Annotated in this window: 15 protein-coding genes; 6 read left to right on the top strand and 9 right to left on the bottom strand. The window is 43.0% G+C overall.

Annotated features, from left to right (window positions below):
• Nucleotides 1-126 precede the first annotated feature (126 nt).
• The 3 genes from ACE1OE_RS11835 to yccS form a co-directional block, all read right to left on the bottom strand.
• Nucleotides 127-1386 carry a hydroxymethylglutaryl-CoA reductase gene (locus ACE1OE_RS11835; RefSeq protein ID WP_102468520.1) on the bottom strand — a complete coding sequence of 420 codons (1260 nt, stop codon included), beginning with the start codon at nt 1384-1386 and terminating at the stop codon, nt 127-129.
• Nucleotides 1387-1572: 186 nt separating this feature from the next.
• Nucleotides 1573-1734 (bottom strand): hypothetical protein, encoded by a 162-nt coding sequence (locus ACE1OE_RS11830; RefSeq protein ID WP_198593060.1) that lies wholly within the window; start codon nt 1732-1734, stop codon nt 1573-1575.
• A gap of 220 nt (nt 1735-1954) precedes the next feature.
• The gene (gene yccS / locus ACE1OE_RS11825) at nt 1955-4144 is read right to left on the bottom strand and encodes a YccS family putative transporter (RefSeq protein WP_372059674.1); all 2190 of its coding nucleotides are present in this window, start codon (nt 4142-4144) and stop codon (nt 1955-1957) included.
• A gap of 273 nt (nt 4145-4417) precedes the next feature.
• Between yccS and helD the strand changes: the two genes are divergently transcribed.
• The gene (helD, locus tag ACE1OE_RS11820) at nt 4418-6487 is read left to right on the top strand and encodes a DNA helicase IV (RefSeq protein WP_449211180.1); all 2070 of its coding nucleotides are present in this window, start codon (nt 4418-4420) and stop codon (nt 6485-6487) included.
• A 70-nt stretch (nt 6488-6557) separates the two neighbouring features.
• A complete protein-coding gene (locus ACE1OE_RS11815) occupies nt 6558-7154 on the top strand; it encodes a beta-phosphoglucomutase family hydrolase (protein WP_449211179.1) in 597 nt (198 codons plus the stop codon).
• A 194-nt stretch (nt 7155-7348) separates the two neighbouring features.
• On the opposite strand, the gene ACE1OE_RS11810 is transcribed toward ACE1OE_RS11815, so the two are convergent.
• Together ACE1OE_RS11810 and ACE1OE_RS11805 are read right to left on the bottom strand one after the other, a co-directional pair.
• Complete coding sequence (locus ACE1OE_RS11810; protein ID WP_102468523.1) at nt 7349-7822, bottom strand: FKBP-type peptidyl-prolyl cis-trans isomerase; 474 nt, start codon at nt 7820-7822, stop codon at nt 7349-7351.
• Between the two features lie 57 nt (nt 7823-7879).
• Nucleotides 7880-8503: a thiol:disulfide interchange protein DsbA/DsbL gene (locus ACE1OE_RS11805; RefSeq protein ID WP_449211178.1), complete on the bottom strand. Its 624-nt coding sequence runs from the start codon at nt 8501-8503 to the stop codon at nt 7880-7882.
• Between the two features lie 182 nt (nt 8504-8685).
• Here ACE1OE_RS11805 and ACE1OE_RS11800 point away from each other — a divergent pair, with 182 nt between their 5' ends.
• On the top strand, nt 8686-9318 hold the full coding sequence (locus ACE1OE_RS11800; RefSeq protein ID WP_449211177.1) for an OmpA family protein: 633 nt from the start codon (nt 8686-8688) through the stop codon (nt 9316-9318).
• A gap of 70 nt (nt 9319-9388) precedes the next feature.
• Here ACE1OE_RS11800 and ACE1OE_RS11795 read toward each other — a convergent pair whose 3' ends face one another.
• Together ACE1OE_RS11795 and ACE1OE_RS11790 are read right to left on the bottom strand one after the other, a co-directional pair.
• Nucleotides 9389-11137, bottom strand: a complete 1749-nt coding sequence (locus tag ACE1OE_RS11795) for a formate--tetrahydrofolate ligase (protein WP_449211176.1) — start codon at nt 11135-11137, stop codon at nt 9389-9391.
• 168 nt (nt 11138-11305) lie between these two features.
• Nucleotides 11306-12610, bottom strand: coding sequence for an inosine/guanosine kinase (locus ACE1OE_RS11790; protein ID WP_372059669.1), 1305 nt, complete (start codon nt 12608-12610; stop codon nt 11306-11308).
• A 208-nt stretch (nt 12611-12818) separates the two neighbouring features.
• On the opposite strand from ACE1OE_RS11790, the gene ACE1OE_RS11785 reads away from it, so the two are divergent.
• Together ACE1OE_RS11785 and ACE1OE_RS11780 are read left to right on the top strand one after the other, a co-directional pair.
• Nucleotides 12819-13754, top strand: coding sequence for a sensor domain-containing diguanylate cyclase (locus tag ACE1OE_RS11785; protein ID WP_449211175.1), 936 nt, complete (start codon nt 12819-12821; stop codon nt 13752-13754).
• Between the two features lie 202 nt (nt 13755-13956).
• Nucleotides 13957-15054: a Fic family protein gene (locus ACE1OE_RS11780; protein ID WP_449211174.1), complete on the top strand. Its 1098-nt coding sequence runs from the start codon at nt 13957-13959 to the stop codon at nt 15052-15054.
• Between the two features lie 299 nt (nt 15055-15353).
• Here ACE1OE_RS11780 and ACE1OE_RS11775 read toward each other — a convergent pair whose 3' ends face one another.
• Nucleotides 15354-16511, bottom strand: a complete 1158-nt coding sequence (locus ACE1OE_RS11775; RefSeq protein ID WP_449211173.1) for an Lcl C-terminal domain-containing protein — start codon at nt 16509-16511, stop codon at nt 15354-15356.
• A 39-nt stretch (nt 16512-16550) separates the two neighbouring features.
• Nucleotides 16551-17417, bottom strand: coding sequence for an MBL fold metallo-hydrolase (locus ACE1OE_RS11770; protein ID WP_449211172.1), 867 nt, complete (start codon nt 17415-17417; stop codon nt 16551-16553).
• An 831-nt stretch (nt 17418-18248) separates the two neighbouring features.
• Between ACE1OE_RS11770 and ACE1OE_RS11765 the strand changes: the two genes are divergently transcribed.
• Nucleotides 18249-18440 carry a hypothetical protein gene (locus ACE1OE_RS11765; RefSeq protein ID WP_102468532.1) on the top strand — a complete coding sequence of 64 codons (192 nt, stop codon included), beginning with the start codon at nt 18249-18251 and terminating at the stop codon, nt 18438-18440.
• Nucleotides 18441-18650 lie beyond the last annotated feature (210 nt).

Genomic DNA, 18650 nt, shown 5'->3' with positions numbered 1-18650 from the left:
GAATAAAGTATTGTGAAGGGTGAGGTTACTTTACCTCACCCTTAATTCGTTTATGGCAGGGGCGCTCGTCGATTACTAGGTGGCGCTTGTTGCTAGTCTCGGTTATATATCCAAAAAAGAGTACGTTTACCGCGCCAGCTTATGGTGAGCTTGAGAAAAATGGCCGGCACAGAACGCACCAACAATAGAAAGTTCACCTGCTAAACATAGTACCGCTGTCACTTCTGCAAATGCTTGAGATTTTCCTGAACCATGTAGCCCAAGAAGCTCTAAACATGCGCGCTGACTCGGCAAACCTGTTCCTCCACCCACGGTTCCAACCATGATATTAGGCATCGTAACACTGGCATAAAGATCACCATTGGCGGTTAGTTCCATGCGTGTCATACCTATAGCTGACTCTGCGACACACGCAGCATCTTGACCACACGCAATATAAAGTGCAGCAAGTGCATTCGCATAATGGGCATTGATGCCAATGGTGCCGCTCAATGCTCCACCGACAGTGGTCATTTGTGCAAATTCTGACATTTTCTTAGGTGTTGTATGCAGGTACTTTTCAATGAGCTCTGCCGCTATTGTGACCTCTGCCGTTACCTTTTTACCTCGTACACTTCTTAACGTTTGTGAATTCGCTTTTTTGTCACCAGAAAGGTTTGCATCTAAGAATGCATATTCAGGTTGGATTGGTGAATGCGCTAAGATAAATTCAAACACACAATTGGTCGCAATTGTGACCATGTTCTGTCCTGATGCGTCGCCAGTTAAGTATTCAAAGACCAGGTAAACATGATTACCTTCGATATTGACGTTAATATCAATCAGTTTGCCGTGCGAGGTAGTGGATTCTGCGAGTATTTTGAAATCATCAAATTGCGTTACGACCCATGCAACAAACTGTCCTGCTTCAATAAGCGATTGAAATGCAAAGCCTGGTGTTCGAGTCACGCCTTCATTGAGTAACATAGCACTAGCGCCACCGCTTGCCGTAATGAGGTTCGCTCCGCGGTTATACGATGCGACCAATGCGGCTTCTGTCGTCGCGAGTGGTACCTGATAATCGCCATTCGCGAACAAACCGTTGACTCTGAGTGGTCCGGCAGTGCCAATTGGCATCTTTAGCGTTCCAATAAAAAACTCAATATTTTTATTGTACGAGAGCATTTGACTCATGGTGTGAGGATCGAGTAGCTGTTGCTTGGCCTCGTCATTATCGAGTTGTTTCCAGCGATAATCCACATGTCGTTGAGTCAGGTTGGGGCTACGATTGACACGTTGGCTGGGGGAGTGCGTCTTTGGTGCGAGTTTGTCTTGTAACTCGGAAAGAGCAGCGTCTTGTGTAATGTTATCGAGATAATCTCGTTTGTGTAGATTAATTTTGGGCATTTCAGTCGCAGTAGAACAGTTTGGGGGAATTCTACTTAGGTCACGGACAGATACAAGCGTAATTCAGTCAGTTTTATTAAGTAATGTCGCTGAGAGTTTGATTTTAAAGTAATTTCAGTGCTAAAAGGAAATACTTGTATACAATTTTCAACCTAACACTTCTGCGTAAATCTACTTAAGATTAACTTACTTAAATAATTGTGACAGTGCTTGCATCTCGTCATCATTTAATAGCGACTGAGCGGTTGGCTCTAACTGACTTGAAATTTCGCCTTTTAACGCCTTAAGTTGTTGATTAGATAGTAACTTAAGCTGTTCTCTAAGTTTCTCGAACTGTTGATGGGACATGTTATCACCTTTTACTAATGTCTTGAGCAAGTTTGGATGAGGTCCGTTCATCTGTATTTTGTATTAATCATTTAGCATCTAATTTATAGAATGATTGATTAAGACTTGTCCGAGAAATGTAAGGGTATCTTTAAGGAAAGGTGAGAAAAAGTGGTCGAAAACCCAAGGCTCACAAGGGTTTTCTGACGGTTATTGTAAATAATTATTTAAAATCATAGCATTAAGTGATTTTGATATTTCTTTCGTCTTTTTGCGCAGAATTTTCTAATGTTGAAAATGTATTGGCTAGAGTGTGGAGCTCTGGCAGCATCCGGTAGATCAAATGAAGTTGCTGAAGGACCATTCGGGCTGAGCGCTCGTCTTCTTCTCGCCATTCAGTTAATCGACGATGAATATCAAATTGCTCAACGGTAGAAAACTCGCAGTCCTCTGAATACGTGGCCAATTGATGCTCTAGCTGTTCAAGGTGCGCATTAATGGTTCTGTGCGCTTCTAGCACCAAGAGGTGGATCGACTCATCTTCTAGTCGCTGACGATGGGCACCTAGTGCTGAAGTGTAACTGAGTAGCGCATGGTTTAGTGTTAAAAACCGAAAGCTTTCATCGGTCGCCAATTGATAACGCCCAGGCTCTGCGAGCATATTCGAAATTGCGTTGGTTAAATGCGCATCGGCGTTGTGTGCTCGGCGCCTTGCAATTCGATAGTTAAGGTCGTCTTTCTTCCCGATACGATATTGCCCAATGATTTGCATTAGATAATGGCGATTGGAATACACGGCGTCAGCCATCACTTTATGCAGCTTGCGAGACTCCCAATCAGGTAAAATAAAATGAACCGCGGCAACGGCAAGTCCGCAGCCAATGAGAGTATCCATTAACCGCGGGAGGACGACGGCATAACCTTCACCTAACTGGTTAAAGCAAAGTAGCACTAGTACGGTAATAAAGCCTGTCGCATAGCCATAATTATTAATGCGAAATGCAAAGAACATAACGCCAGAAAGGACGATCAGTAATAACTGACTTTCGGGTGAAGGGAAGAGTGTTAATAGGGGGACACCAACAAACAGTCCAACTAAGGTACCGGCAACACGAGCGGATAGTTTTTTACGAGTCGCGCTGTAGTTTGGTTGGCAGACAAATAGTGTGGTGAGCAAGATCCAGTAGCCACGTTCAATGTCAAATACTTGGATAATGCCGTATCCGAGCGTAAGCGTAACAGATAGGCGTACAGCGTGGCGAAACAAGATTGACTCGGTATTGAAGTTACCTTTAATTCTTGCCCACATTGCCGATAAGGTATGTGGATTTGTGTCATCTAGAATTGTGTCATCACTGATACCACTATCGGGGTTGCTGACATTACTCAACAGTTTTTCGACCGTTGCTAGATTGTTTAGGAGGTAATTGAGCTGAGCAAGTGATGCGAGATGTTCAGGTTGTTTGTGCTCGTTTAAGTATTCGATAGAGTCTTGCAGTTCGACCAGTGCTTTTATAGAGCGATCGTTGTGGTCGTATTCGTTACCTAACTTGATTGCTAACGCTATATCTCGACATGCATGAGCCTGAGTCTCTAAAACATGCTTGAATCGAAATAATACGTCGGTACGCCCAAATTGTGCCGATAACTCTTGGTAACGAGAATGGCTTGAACTGACGCGCTCATGAATGTCCTGAGCGATTAGGTAGACTTTTAAAAATCGGTCACTTGGCCCATCAACATGACCTTTTCGAGAGCGGTTTAGTAAGGTCGCTTTGCAGGCGTTCAGTGCGTTTACGGTTCGAGCATTAAATTTGGCCTCATCAAGTCGATAAGGTTGTGGTACTAAATCAAAAGTGGGGTGGAACAAACCGCGCTTGGCATCAAGATACAAAGATAAATCTTTAAATACATTCGATAAGCTTTGTTGAACAGGTTGCATTGGCCAGAAAATATTCCAAACCATCGAGACTAAGTAATACCATGCTGACCCTGCAAGCAACAATAAAGGTTGGAACCATAAATTGGTGCTTTCGTGCGCGCCCAGCATGGTATAGATCGCAATCAATAATGAACCAAAGGCGATGCTTGCATAGCGAGCGCCTAACGCGCCAAGCATGATAAAAAGAAACGTCGAGCAAAACAGACCGAGTGCGAACGCCCAAGGTGTATTAAATAAGATCTCTATTGAAAAAGCAGCAATCGCAAAACAAATGAAAGTCAGCGTGATGGCTTTCAAGCGCCCGACAAAACTGTCGTCGCTTTCTGCGAGTGCAGCGGCGATAACACCTAAAATTAGCGGTGTCACCCAAGTATGCTGGTCTAAATACCAAGCAGGAATGACAACGCCTAATAACGTAATGAGTATTAGGATGCTGTAGTTAAAGGTTTTATTTGCCCATTGAAGACGAAGTTGGCGAAAAATGCTCACGATTTGCAGCTATATTGAATCAAAACAACATTCTAGCAGAAACCACTTGAACAGGTGTATCTCTGTCTCGAGGAAATAAGCGTCACGTTACAATTAATGTTGTTTGGAGCAAATACTATCCGGATAAATTATGGAACAAAGCGAGTGTTTTACCCGTTTGAATAACATGAATTATCGTCGTTTTTTCACATTTCTAACAGAAACTTAGATGGAAATCAGTAACTGATGGAGTAGACTGTTGGTAGTTTTATTTGTTAAAGATTGATGAGCGAAATGCATCTAACCGCGTCACCAACCGCTGAGATTTTTACCCAGCACGAATTCAGAACCATCGAACTCGATGAACATAGCCTTACGTTACACTCAGCACGGGCAGAAGTCAGGATACCTTTTAGCGAGTGGTCAGGAAAGCTCACTGTAAAGCGTGGTGTTTTTTGGTCGTCGATCTCCGTGTTTGGCCATGAAGCGGACAAGTCACAACTGTGTTGGGTTGTACAAGGATTGTCATGGGTAAAAGCACAAGAGTTCGCTAAATTTGCCGTTTCTTGTTACCAGCATTGGCATGAGACGCAATGTCAGTTGCTTAACGAGCATCTGCCAAAATGGGAGGATGAACTTCGGCGCCTTACAACGCTACCGCGATTTCTACCTCATTCTTCGATTGCAGAATGGAAGTTGGAAGTGAATCGCCAATTCCTAGACATGAACATGTCTTTGAGTGAAGCCATTCGGCGTATGCCTAATCGAATTGACGCTCTAATGCCTTGGCTAGATGAAACAAGCCATACATTACACTCCCGTAATCAGTCTTGGCTGGAGAATGAATGTGAAAACTGGCAAGTGTTATTTGCACAATCGGAATCATCGCCACTCAATCATTCTCAACAGTTAGCCGTCTTACACAATAATGACCATAACCTTGTTTTAGCGGGGGCGGGCTCAGGGAAAACCAGCGTTCTAATGGCGAGAGTCTCTTATCTCTTACAGAGTCATTTAGCACAGCCAGAGCAAATATTGTTGGTTGCGTTTGGCCGTGACGCCGCGAATGAAATGAAACAACGTTTGGTGTCTAAACTTGGACAAACTGCGGATGATATATCGGTCCTTACTTTTCATCAGCTCGGACTAAAGATCCTGAAACAGTCTAACAAAGTGCCGACGACGCTGACGCCATTGGCGACTGAAAAAGCGCAAAAAAATGCATGGTGTGTTGATTGGCTTAAAAAGCACTGGATGACACCGACAAACTATAAGCGGTGGCAGAAACACCTTTCACGCTGGCCCATTGCGTATTTGAAAGGTGATGATGAACTGGGTAGCCAATCTGAGAACCCAAAACTGATCGCGTGGTTGGAACAGCAGCTAGATCAGCTTGTCTCTTCGGGCTTAACAAAAAAAGCAATTCAAGAACAAATTGTCGAAAACGAGGATTATGCTCGTCTTAACAGTGAACTCATGCTGTGCTGGTCGTGTTATCAAGCTTGGCAAAAAATGCTAAAAGAGAACGATCAAATTGATTTCACGTCAATGATAACGAATGCGACTAAGTTTATTGAAAGTAAGCACTACTCGTCGCCATGGAAATTTATTATGGTGGACGAATATCAAGATATCTCTCCAGATCGTCTGGCTTTAATTCAAGGGTTATGTGAGCAAAATCCTAAGAGTGAAGATAACGCTACTTTATTTGCGGTGGGTGACGATTGGCAATCTATCTATCAATTTACCGGTGCTGATGTGGATCTGACCACTGGATTTTCTGAACGATTTCCTAATGCGTCGGTGCATCAACTAGATACAACCTATCGATTCAACAATATGTTGGGTGATGTTGCGAATCGTTTTATTCAGACCAATCCAAATCAGATTGAAAAAGACCTGAAGAGCCATAAAAACGTCAAACAAAAGTCCGTGGTGATTGAGAACGGTAATCGAGTTGAAAAAATTCTAGAAGATTTAAATTCGAAAGCGCGAGTACCAGCATCGGTTCTCTTGTTAGGGCGTAATCATTACCATTGCCCAGAGTTACTCAAGGATTGGAAAAATCAGTTTAAGCAATTGACGCTCGAGTTCATGACGTGCCACGGTAGTAAAGGTAAGGAAGCCGACTATGTCATCATAGTGAACGTGGATGAAGGGCAGTTTCCAGCAAAGCGAAAATTCATCCATCTTGATAACGCACTTACAGCGACCACCGATACGTATCCCCACGCAGAAGAAAGACGGTTGTTTTATGTTGCCTTGAGTCGTGCGAAGAAAAAAGTGTGGGTGACTTACCAGTCTACACCTTCTGTGTTCGTCAAAGAAATTGCTGAATACGATCAAGTTATTGTAAAAAAATAAGTGGCAACATCATTGTTGCAATACTCTAGGAGTAGAATGTCACCATTTACCCTAATACAGAGGACTCAAAGTGCTAGATCTAGACCATTATCAAGCGATCATATTTGACATGGACGGCACGTTACTTGACACGATGCCAAGCCACCTTGAAGCGTGGTCAAAGACGACTGCTCATTTTAATCTGCCATTTGACCAGGCTTGGATACACTCGATGGGTGGAATGCCCAGCGCAAAAATTGCCGCCGTTATGTTAGAGGCCGCAAACATTGAAGGCATACCGACCGAGATTGCCGCATTTAAAATGAAAACATTTAATGACAATCCAACGAGTGCCGACCCCATAGCGCACACCTTAAAGGTGATGAAAAAGTACGCGGGTATTAAACCGATGGCTATTGGGACGGGGAGTATGCGTGACACGGCTGAACGTTTGCTCAGGCATGCGAACCTTTATGAAGAGTTTGACTATGTGGTTTCATCCAATGACGTTGAACAACACAAGCCTAATCCAGATACATTCTTACTGGCATCCAAGCTCATGTCGACAGAGCCAAACAACTGTATTGTGTTTGAGGATACTCAATTAGGATTGCAAGCGGCGCATGCAGGAGGAATGGATTGTTACCTTGTCACTTCTCAGGGGTTTGAATTTCACCCTGTCAGCTGAGTAGATTGGTTTTGAGTGAACAGTGCCATTGTTAGCCGTTCAGTTTTAAAATAAAAAAAAGCCCAAAAATGGGCTTTTTTTATTTTAAATCAATGCTTTAGTTTGTTTTTGGGCCACAAGGCAAACCTTGCCTTGTCACCTTATCACACACTTGATTGCTGATTGCTGATTGCTGATTGCTGATTGCTGATTGCTTATTGAATTTGAATCAACTCGACATCAAAGATGAGCACGGATGCCGGCGGGATAGGACCCGAACCACCTTTGCCATAAGCAAGGTTACTTGGAATGAACAAGCGATATTTATCGCCTTCAGACATCAGTTGAAGCCCTTCAGTCCAACCCTTAATGACCTGATTAAGACCAAAGCTGATTGGTGTACCACGTTCGACCGAACTGTCGAATACTGTGCCATCGATCAACGTGCCATGATAGTGTACTTTGACCTTGTCTTTCGCTGACGGATGTACCGTGCCTTCACCCTTATGCAATACTTCATATTGAAGGCCACTTTCAGTCGTTTGTATGCCTTCCTTCATTGCATTTTCTTGCAGAAAAGCTTGCCCTTGCTGGAGGTTCACTTCACCTGCTTTGTTATTTGTCCATGTACGGTAAATCATAAAACCCGCGAGGATGAATACGATAATGGGGATAAGTATCTTCGACACAGTAATTCCTTGATAAATTTCAGTAATAAAATGTAATGTCTAACGTCAGTTATAACACTATTTGTTTTTTAGGTAGTTAATTGTTGCCGCGATTTGCTTGATGTCTTCATGACCTGCAAGCATCACTTCATATTTACCATTCACGATGAATGTCGGTACGGCGTTAATTTGAGCTTCGGTAGAGACTTTGTTGGCGAGCTCAACATATTCAAATAGTTCTTTTTGCTGAGCCTCATCTAACGCATAAGGGCTTACCATCGTACGAGAAGCGAAAATTCGATCCAGTTCAATTTGTTTTTGTTGGCCGTCGAGATCTTGATTTTGTACAAGTGAAAATAACTCCAACTTCATATCTTCTGGAACGCGTTGGTCTTCTGATTGCATTACTGCACTATAAAAAATCATGGCGGCTATCTGAGCACTGTCATTAAACATGACGTGAATTTTCCCCAACTTCGAATCAGTCAGCTCTTCTAGTTCAGGTAGCATTGGCTCAAGATTGCGACAGTGGCCACAGCCTAGCGAAAAAACTTCTGTCACTTGTGGAAGGTTGAGTTGACTTAAGTCATTAGGAAGTACGCTGTACTGCTTACCTTCAGTAGGGGTATCTGATTCGCCGCAAGCAGTAATAACGGCCGCTAAAGAAAGGACTGTGAGTATTTTTGTGAGAGATTTAATCATTGGAATACATCGGTTTGATAATAATGCACTGAGTGTAACTGCTAGTAATTAGTTCAGACAAGCAATTAGTAATAAACTGAAACAGGTATGTGAAGATTATTTTATTCTAGAGCCTTAAAGTTTCTGTTTTGAGGGCCGATACATAAATTATCGGATGAGGTTACAAGCATGTGGAGTGAGCGATGAAAAAAATTGCGTATTTAATTATGGCGGGTTTACTGACAGGTTGCAGTAGTACGTCGTCGATTACTGACAGCATGTTTTCTGGAATGCTTGATACCGCGCCACGCTCAGAACATGATGTGAAATATCCCGATTGGGCGAATGCCCCTGTGATGAATACCTCTTCCACAAATGCGGCAAGAGTGGGTGGACCGGATGGTCAGTATCGAACGCAAGCATGGGATTCATTAGAAACGTATTTAGTTAATCACGGGTTAGATTACGAGCTCGTTCCAGGCGATTACGTGATGATTCGTCTAAAAGAGCAAATCCATTTTACCTCCGGCTCAGCGAGCGTATCGAACAATTCTGCGCAATGGTTGTTCCAACTGGCCAGCTTTTTGTCAAAGCAGCAGGGAATAGATGTCGTTATCGGTGGGCATACGGACAGTACGGGTATAACAGCCAAGAACGATATCTTATCCGATAGACGTGCGGAAACCGTGAAGAATACGCTGATTCAAAACCAAGTCTCTCGTCAGATGATATATACCCGTGGTTACGGTGAATACGTACCAGCTTGTACTAACGCTACATCGTTTGGTAAGGCGTGTAATCGGCGAGTAGAGTTGACGTTAATCGTGGCCAAATAGTTAAACAACATGAGATAAAAAAAGCGACGTTAATCGTCGCTTTTTTATTGTACCTATCTTAAGCCAACCATTAACTCAAACCGATAATATTGCCTTCATCGTCAAGGTCGAGAGCCATAAATGCAGGCTTGTCAGGTAAGCCTGGCATTGTCATTACGTTGCCACACAATGCATAAATAAACCCAGCACCGGCACAAAGTTTAAGCTCTCTAATCACGACTTCAAATCCAGAGGGCGCACCTTTAATACTGCCATCAGTGGTAATCGACAACGGTGTTTTGGCAAGACAGACGGCCAGTCGATTGAATCCTTGTGCTTCATATAAGGCAAGTTGCTTTTGGGCTTGGTATGACAACGAAACCGTAGCGGCACCATACCCAGCCTCACAAACGGCCATCAATTTCTCTTTAATCGTTTGTTCTGGTGAGTATAAAGGTTTGAAATTGACGTGAGTTTCACAAGCTGACATCACTTGTTTGGCTAACTCTACGGTGCCTGCGCCGCCATGTGAAAATCCTTGACTGACAGAAACACGGCAGTCTGCAGCAAGTTCGTTTATCCAATGAGTCAGTAGGTCTAATTCTTGTTGGCAATCTTGTGGAAATTGGTTTATCGCAACTACCGCTGGCACACCATATTTTGCCACGTTGTTAATGTGCCATTTTAGATTATCGAAGCCAGCGAGTAAGGCTTTGTTGTCACTTTCAAATAGAGCGTCGGGGATTGGCATTCCAGGTTTTAAATCATATAAACCCGAATTGGCTTTCAAGCCACGTAACGTTGCCACGATTACTGCACAGTCCGGCTTTTTGTCGGTCGCGGCTGCTTTGATATTGCACGCTTTTTCAAAGCCCATATCTGAACCAAACCCACCTTCCGTTACCGTGTAACTTGCCAGCTTGGTCGCAATTTTATCCGCGATAATTGAGGAATTGCCATGGGCAATATTCGCGAATGGGCCTGCGTGGATAAGCGTAGGTACGCCCTCTAACGTTTGCATAAGCGTCGGCTCAACGGCGTCTTTCATGCTTACGGCCATTGCGCCTGCAACTTGAAGGTCTTCAGTCGTAACCGGGTCGCCATCTAAATTGTAAGCGACAACAATGCGACCAATACGGGCGCGGAGGTCTTTTAGGTTTTCAGACAATGCCAATATTGCCATTAATTCTGACGCAGCCGAGATGTCAAAACCATCGTCGCGCTCGATGCCGTTGATGGTTTTATTGACTTCATTTTTTCCGACCGTAACCATTCGAAGTGAGCGATCATTATGATCGATGACACGCTTCCAAACGACGTTCTTGATATCAATTTTTAACGCAGTTAGCCCCGTTCTGGACTCGAACTTTTCGTAGCCTTGACGCTGCTCATGGTAAATCCGAGCATCGATGGCTGCCGCAGCAAGATTATGTGCCGCAGTCACAGCGTGTATGTCGCCAGTAAGGTGCAGGTTAAGTTCTTCCATTGGTGCGACTTGTGCGTATCCGCCACCCGCTGCACCACCTTTAACGCCGAATACCGGCCCCATTGAAGGCTGGCGAATACAAGAGAATACAGACTGTCCAAGTTTTTTTAAGCCTTGAGCCAGACCAATAGTTGTCACCGTTTTCCCTTCACCGAGTGGCGTAGGGGTAATCGCAGTCACAACAATCAGTTTACCATCAAGGTTTGGTTTCAACCGCTCAATCGCTTTTAAAGACACTTTTGCTTTATGCATGCCTTGAGGAAAGACCTCGTGATCAAGCAAGCCTGCATCTTTTGCGATGGTGGTAATAGGGGAAAGTGGAGCACTTCTGCAAATTTCAATGTCGGATAGCATTAACGGTCCTTTAAAGCCACAAAATTAATGAGGGAAACGTTTGCGTCGAGATAATACTGGGTAATAATTCTTTGTAAAGATAAAAATTTAGAATGCTGTACTAATATTGAGCAGCTAAGTTTTAATCTTTTGTTTTAACAAAAAAAGAGGCTAATTAGCCTCTTTTTGTTATCGGTCCCAGTATGCTTCTTCCAAGCTATCTTCTCGCTCAGGCAGTGCGCGAGTCAGCCTCGGAGAGTGCTGCATCAACACCTCGTAACTGACTCGGTTCGCGTATTTGCAAACCTGCGACAATGAGGAGTACGTCAAACAAGGGACGATGTGTTTGTCTGATTTTGGTACATTGTTATGATGAAAGGCATTCGCCGTCATGTCATGCAATAACGCCGATAATGCGCCATCTCCAGCCCCATTGGTGTTCTTGATCTCTAACGGACCACCAAGGTAAGGGCCGATATGCGAATATACTTTCTGTGGGTCGGTACAGTCTGACTTACGCATTGCTCGGCTAAATTCAAACTGGTTAAAGTTCTCGATAGGGCCTTCAATGAGTTCGTGAGTTGTGTCTCTTAGCGCGACATTGTCACAATATCCTGCCATGTACAAACCATGTGGACCGGCGGTACATAATACCAAATCTACCCAATCTAACGCTTTGTCAGCGGCAAGTAGCGGGTCGGAGAAACCAGTAAGCGCTTCACCTTCTTCTTCATTCATCGCCACAATGGTGACATTATCTTTTATGTAGTCTTGCCAAAATTTTTCATTGCCTTCGATTACCCACTTTGTGCCAAGAGTCAGGACAACAGGCACTGATTTCTGTTTCGCTAACTCAACAGCACGTGCGACGGCTAGAGGCATTGGATCGTCTGGTTTACCACGCATAAGGTAAGATGAAACGACAAGCGCGGAAGCTTTATCGAAAATCTGCTCTGGTATGCTTTCAGGCAGTAGCTGATTCATCTCACCTTCGTTAATAGCAAAGGTACGTTCACCATCGTCTGTGATAAGGGTATAGCAGCGACCAATCGGACCATCTACGGTCTGTAGATGATTGAGGTTCATTCTAGACGATGTGCGACAAAGGTAACGATATCCATATGAACCAACTTCGATATTCTTCGACATTACGCCAAGCAAAACGGATTTGCTGTCTGCGAGAACCGAATAGTTGTGTAGCGTATTACCGATGGTATCGCCAGGGAATTGGTGCGTAATTAACCCTTGTTCAACAAGCTCCTGATATAAGGCATCGGCTTTACTTTCTTCAAGAACAAGTGAGTGTCCCTTACTCAACTCATATTTCTCTAAAAACGAATCGTCGACGCGAGCTTCGATATCCACGATCGTTTGGCCCACACCAATAATGGTGGGACGAAAGTACTTTGGTGCCGCTTGGGCTTGGCTAACTGACAAGTTCTTTTTACTTGTTGGAAAGTAATGCTTTGATTTACGTTGTCCGGGGAATCTCATAGTAAACGCTAAGGGAACAAAATTTTCCGCATAATATCACGTTTACTGTCATTTCGTTGCAATATATTGCAGGATTTATAGGACGAATCATTTGTTTTGTAGCAGCTTTCTAATTATTACTATAAATGCATGTGCATATGTCGGTCGTGCTATTGACAACCTTAATAAGGATACTAATCTAATTTAAAACAGCGATATAGGTGAGATATTGAATCCTTTCGATATTAATAAGGTCGACTTTAAGCAAGCATTCAATCGACTCGATAGCTACTTCTTTATTAAAGATGTCGAGGGATGCTATGTGTTCGTTAATGACGCAATTTGTAAGTTGTTCCGTGTGAACAACGAACAGATCCTAGGCAAACGCGATCACGACTTTTTTGATCTAGATGAGTGTAATGATATCGCTTACAACGATCAGCGTGTTTTAGCGGGTCAAACCATATCAAAAATTGAACAAAGTGTTTTAAAAGGGGAGCGTACTCGATTTTATCAAGTCATGAAGTCTCCCTTGCTTGATGGGGAAGGCAAGGTCATCGGCGTGTTTGGTATTGCTATTGATGTGACTGACACTGTTGAGAAGCGCAATGAACTTGAAACGATGGTGATCCGAGATGTACTAACGGGCTTATACAATCGCCGATTCTTTGAGATGCAGCTAATCAGAGAACATGCCGCCTTCCAACGTCATAAGCAACCTTTGTCGTTACTTATGCTTGATATAGATAACTTCAAATCAATTAATGATCAATTTGGTCACAGCATGGGTGACTATGTTTTAGAAGGGCTTGGTCGATTAATGTTAGAAGCGCTACGAATTGAGGACTACTGTTGTCGGTATGGCGGTGATGAATTTGCAATATTACTTCCTAATACACGTTTGCGAGAGGCCTATTTTCTTGCAGAGCGACTGCGGGCACGCGTGGTTGACAAGCGGTTTGATACAGACAGTGATGAAAAATTAGTTGTCTCGATAAGCTTAGGGTGTGCGAACCTTAGCAGCATGCAAGACATTAAAATGATGACCAATTTTGCCGATGTTGCTTTGATGCAAGCCAAGCGAAATCAAAAGAATATTACCTTTGTTTCTTGTGAGCAGAAACAAGCAATCTCAACGTGCTCGGATTGTTCGGGGTGTAACTGAACCATTGGTTGTTATATTTAAGCAACCTTTCCGCTGAGTGTGAGTATAAAGTTTAGCTTTTACTCCGGCCTTGTCGTACTTTGTTTAAGTCAGAGTGATGCAATTAATTACTTTAATCAGCTCATTATGTGATTTGATTATTTGCACTATTCACATCATAATGTGATTTGAATAATGTGCATTATCGAATCAAGGACTCTTTATGTGGATCTGGCAGGAGACTGATTGGCCTAACTTTATCTGGGATAAAACCGTTATAGAGCCGACCCTTAGAGTGACCCGTTTAAATCAGGGCATTCTATTGGGAAAAATATTCAGCCACTCTCAAAATGAAGAAGAGAACATGCTGGATACATTGTTGGCGAATATCGTCCATTCCAGTGCCATCGAAGGTGAGAAGTTAAATGCCTTCTCTGTACGTTCGTCGTTGGCAAATAAATTGGGTCTGTCTGAAGCAAGACCTTTCCCTACAACAGAGCAAACCGATGGCCTAGCGGAAATCATGGTAGACGCTGTTGATAATCTAGACACACCCCTCACACTTGAAAGAATATTGCATTGGCATGAACAGCTCTTTCCAAAAGGTTACACGATGTTTAGCCCAGTCACTGGCGGTCAACTGCGAGGTAATGAGCCAATGCAAGTGGTTTCTGGGCGTATTGATAGACCGGTTATTCATTTTGAAGCACCCGGACGCGAAATTCTTGATAGAGAATTAGAAGCGTTCATCAGTTGGTTTAATGACTCTAAAAGTAACATGGCATTGGATCCATTGTTAAGAGCAGCCATTACTCATCTGTGGTTTGTTACATTGCATCCGCTTGACGACGGTAACGGGCGTATTACTCGCTTACTAACCGACTTAGCTTTGGCTCAAGCTGAACAGAAATCAGTGCGCTTCTACGCAATGTCAGTAGGGATACTTGCTAATCGAAAAAGCTACTACGAGATCCTTGAGCAAACTCAGAAAGGGGGTGTGGATATAACCGGCTGGTTAGTTTGGTTTTTTGAAATATTAAACGAAACGTTTGATGGTGTGCTGAATGAGATTGATCAGACTGCATTCAAAACCAACTTTTGGCGGAATGTAGACCAGACCATATTGACGGAAAAACAAGTAAAAGTGCTAAATCGTATGTTGAATGGGGACTTTATCGACGGTATTAATACCTCCCAATATCATAAGGTTGCTAAGGTGAGTAAACCAACGGCCACTCGTCATCTGACCGCGCTAGTTGAGCAGGGGTGCTTGGTGAAATCGGGAGCAGGGCGCAGCACTCGTTATTTCCTTCCTAGATAGCCCAGTTTTGACGTTATTGCTCGCTATAACCACCGGAGTGGCAAGGGGGAAAGCGACAAAATTGATTCTACCCAAAGTACGGCTGGATAATCATCCTGGCTTACTTGAGGAGATAATCGCTATTGGACACTCGTTTGCCCGCCCCGTTATTATAATGTATGAATAGAGACCAGAATGAAAAGCCGCTTAAGTTGATTGCCTGTATTGTTTGTAACCCCCCATTCGGTTTACAGGCAACCGCTCTATTGACACGTAATTGAACAAGCCACCTTGATAAAGTTTTATCTTTTTAACTTTGATTAAGATAGATCTCGAACTGCACGAGCATAATTTTCAATGCGAATGACATCACCCTGGGGGCCGTGACCATTAGGGTAATCTTTTGCATTGCCTTCTTTGGGCTCCGCTCGTTGAGCTCCAGCGCCATGTACATCAAGTAGGGTGCGAGTCCCAGACTTTGGTCTCTTCATAAAGCCCAGGCATTCGCCGAAACAGAAATAAGCGGCTTGTGATTGAGACTTCGGACCAACACGCAGATGCGTGGTGCTGCTCCAAAATGCAGGGTAATTCAAATTCCCTTGTTCATCTTTTATCGAAGATATGGAAAATACAGGATCGATTGCAGCAGAGTTCGTTGCTTGAGGCGAGCGAGAGTAATCGACGATCGTTTGCAGCTCCTTAATCGTAGGTAAGCGCCAATTGCTATATCCTAAGTACTGCTCCTTATTCAGTTGAACAATCCACTCTTTCGCCTCTGACCAATTCATTCCTGTTTGGCTGTCCTGTTTTGCCCACATCAATTGAGTCGCAAAGTCACTGACGGTTTGGTCATTGTTATCTTGAAAGTGGTTTTTACCATAATCGGAATTCCCGCGAACCAAGCGAACCGTAAATTTGTTATCTAGTTTGGAACGTGGATGGACAAGTGGGTAACCCTTAATACGTCCATCAGCAAAGTTAACGCCAAAGAGTGCTTTGTCTTTGCCCATCACTTTACCCGTATAAATAGAGGTTGTGAGGTACTGTGAATCAATCACCCGTGTACCATTAGTGCCATAAGCAAAATCAAAAGCCTCTATATCAATGAACGGCTTAGCACCTTTAGGTACGGTAGACATATCTCGATTGCTGGCATCGACTCCAGTGAACAATATAAGCGAGTACAGCTCTTTAATGGTCGGGACTCGCCAATCGTTGTAACCACCAATAGTGGCAGATTTAGCGTATTCAGTGGCCTCATTAAAACTCAGGACTTGATAGTCTTGCTGCCACATTAAACCAGTGACATTATCGGTGATAGTATTGTCGTTGTTATTCTGATATTGACCGGTCTCTATCGAGACGACGGGATAACTTGCAACGTCGACTGAGGGTGTTATTGGTGCCGTTTGAGCAAAAGGCGCACTAACCGTACAACAAGCCGCTGTGATAAAAACTGTTCGAATGAAAGTAACCATAAATATCCTTAACAGTAAGGGGATAGAGGGTAGTGGTATTTATTGCGCCGTTGTTGTGTTGCCACAATCTAACGACATAAAATCAGCACCAAAGATAACTTGGCCTTTATATTGTTTTTCGATAACGTTAAGACTTGCAGTTTCATTAATTTCGCCACGCACAAAATGGGTATAAACAAGTTTACTTACTTTAGCGTCTTTGGCTATTTGACTAGATTCCTTAATATTTAAATGAGCATGTTGACCATTCTTTTTCTTAGTTTTACTTTTTTGACCCGATTTGTTTTTTTTATTTCGTTGAGCCTTACCACTGTTATTCATGATCATTCCACCTGAATCAATGATTAAGCAGTTGGCATCTTTAGCGAATTGCGCGACACCAGGACCAGAGCTCAAGTCTCCCGTTACGACGACAGATTGATCTTGATAATCAAAGCGGTATGCAATGGATTCGATGGTGTGTGGTACTGAAAGAGTCGAGACTTTTATCTGATTAATTTCAAAACGATCACCGCCTTTTAGCTTACGGACAGCTACGCTTTCCATTCTGTCTTTTAAAGAACGTTGAGTCTTACCAAGGCGGTAATTTAAATCTTCTTCATACAAACTAATGTTAGCGCCAACAAAGTCTTCAGTTTGTTTTGGACCCGCAACAAGAAAATCGTGACGACCGAGTAAAGCCGTAGTGAATACGGAAGAAAAGTCGGCATTGTGATCCAAATGGTGGTGGGTGAAAAGAAGTGCATCTATCTGACGTCCATCAACCCCCAACTTCTCTAAATTACGTTTTACACCATCACCCATATCAATCAAAATTTGAGTATCAGCTAATGTGATTAGTACGCCTGCACTGACTCGGTCAGGATTATAATCCGGAGAGCCAGAGCCTATGATAGTAGTATTCATTTGTGGGGCTTGCGCATACACAAGGTTTGCCAGACTGCATGCAGCAATGATAATTATCTGTCGCTTGAGGTGAGTCAAGGGAAACTCCAATTTCAGGATAATAAACTCATTACACTTTAAAGATCACGGCAAACAAACAATATAACCTTTACTCAAATTTACGTATCAATAACTAAACATCTTCTATATACAAAAATAAGACTCAGAACTGATTGCCTTTATGAATATGAATCGAACCGCTGCACCGCAATGTGATGACAGCGCATAAGGAAAAATAGTTCTTGGCGGATGAGGTTATGTATTTTGTTAATCATGCAAAATTTACTTATTAGAGAAAGATCCGCATTAAAAAACGAAGCGATAGACAGAAAAAAGATAATTGCTGGGTTATTAGTAACAAATGCTGGATTGTTAATTTAATTGGGACAATCGCTTTTGGACAACCCAGCTTTCACGAAATTGACGACATCATTTGGTTAGTGTAAAGAGTGACGCTCTAAGAGAGCGCTGTCCGACTTAGATCCAACGAGAACTGAACGAACTACTTTTCCGAATAAGAAGATGTCGAAAATCCGACTATACGATACGACATCAACGCGTGTAAGCTGCGATTTCCTTAGATACTCCTTCTCAATAAGCTCTGTATTAACGGTATGAATTACTTTCAAAAATGCAATGTTAGCTTACCCGTTTTAGATTGATGTAGCATTGACGACCACGTTTGAGAAGCGCATTCTTTTATATCCGAGCAGGACGGCGTTTGCTTTAATTAATGGAGCGATCGAACAATAGTTTGTTCTGTGCGACACATCCATCTGATTGGTAGGACACATGAATAAAATTGTTATGTTAGTTATGGGGCTGCTTTTTACCAGTCGATTATTTGCCAGTATCGGACCGCATATTACCCAACTTGAGCATGATGCACCTATTCTCATTCGCTCGGCAATCATTGTCGGCGTTGCGGTATATCTCATTTGGACGGTAGTGAAATACCTTAAAAAGTACAAAGCGTCTCGCTAAAGTTAGTTTTCGCAAAAACCTTTAAAGGGTGGCCTACCAAAGTTCAAAGCGAAAACAGAGCTGAAGTGTGCGGCACCAGCCAAGCTGGACATCCTGTGATTCGAATTGACAGTACTTAACGTTATTCATGTTTTTCGAATGACGCTAAGAAGCTTTGTCCAAAGCTTTGGACAAAGGTGTGTCCGTGTTGCTCTACGCTAACACGGAATC

This window comes from Vibrio sp. E150_011 (assembly GCF_053544015.1).
This window is presented reverse-complemented; position numbering and strand designations above follow the sequence as displayed.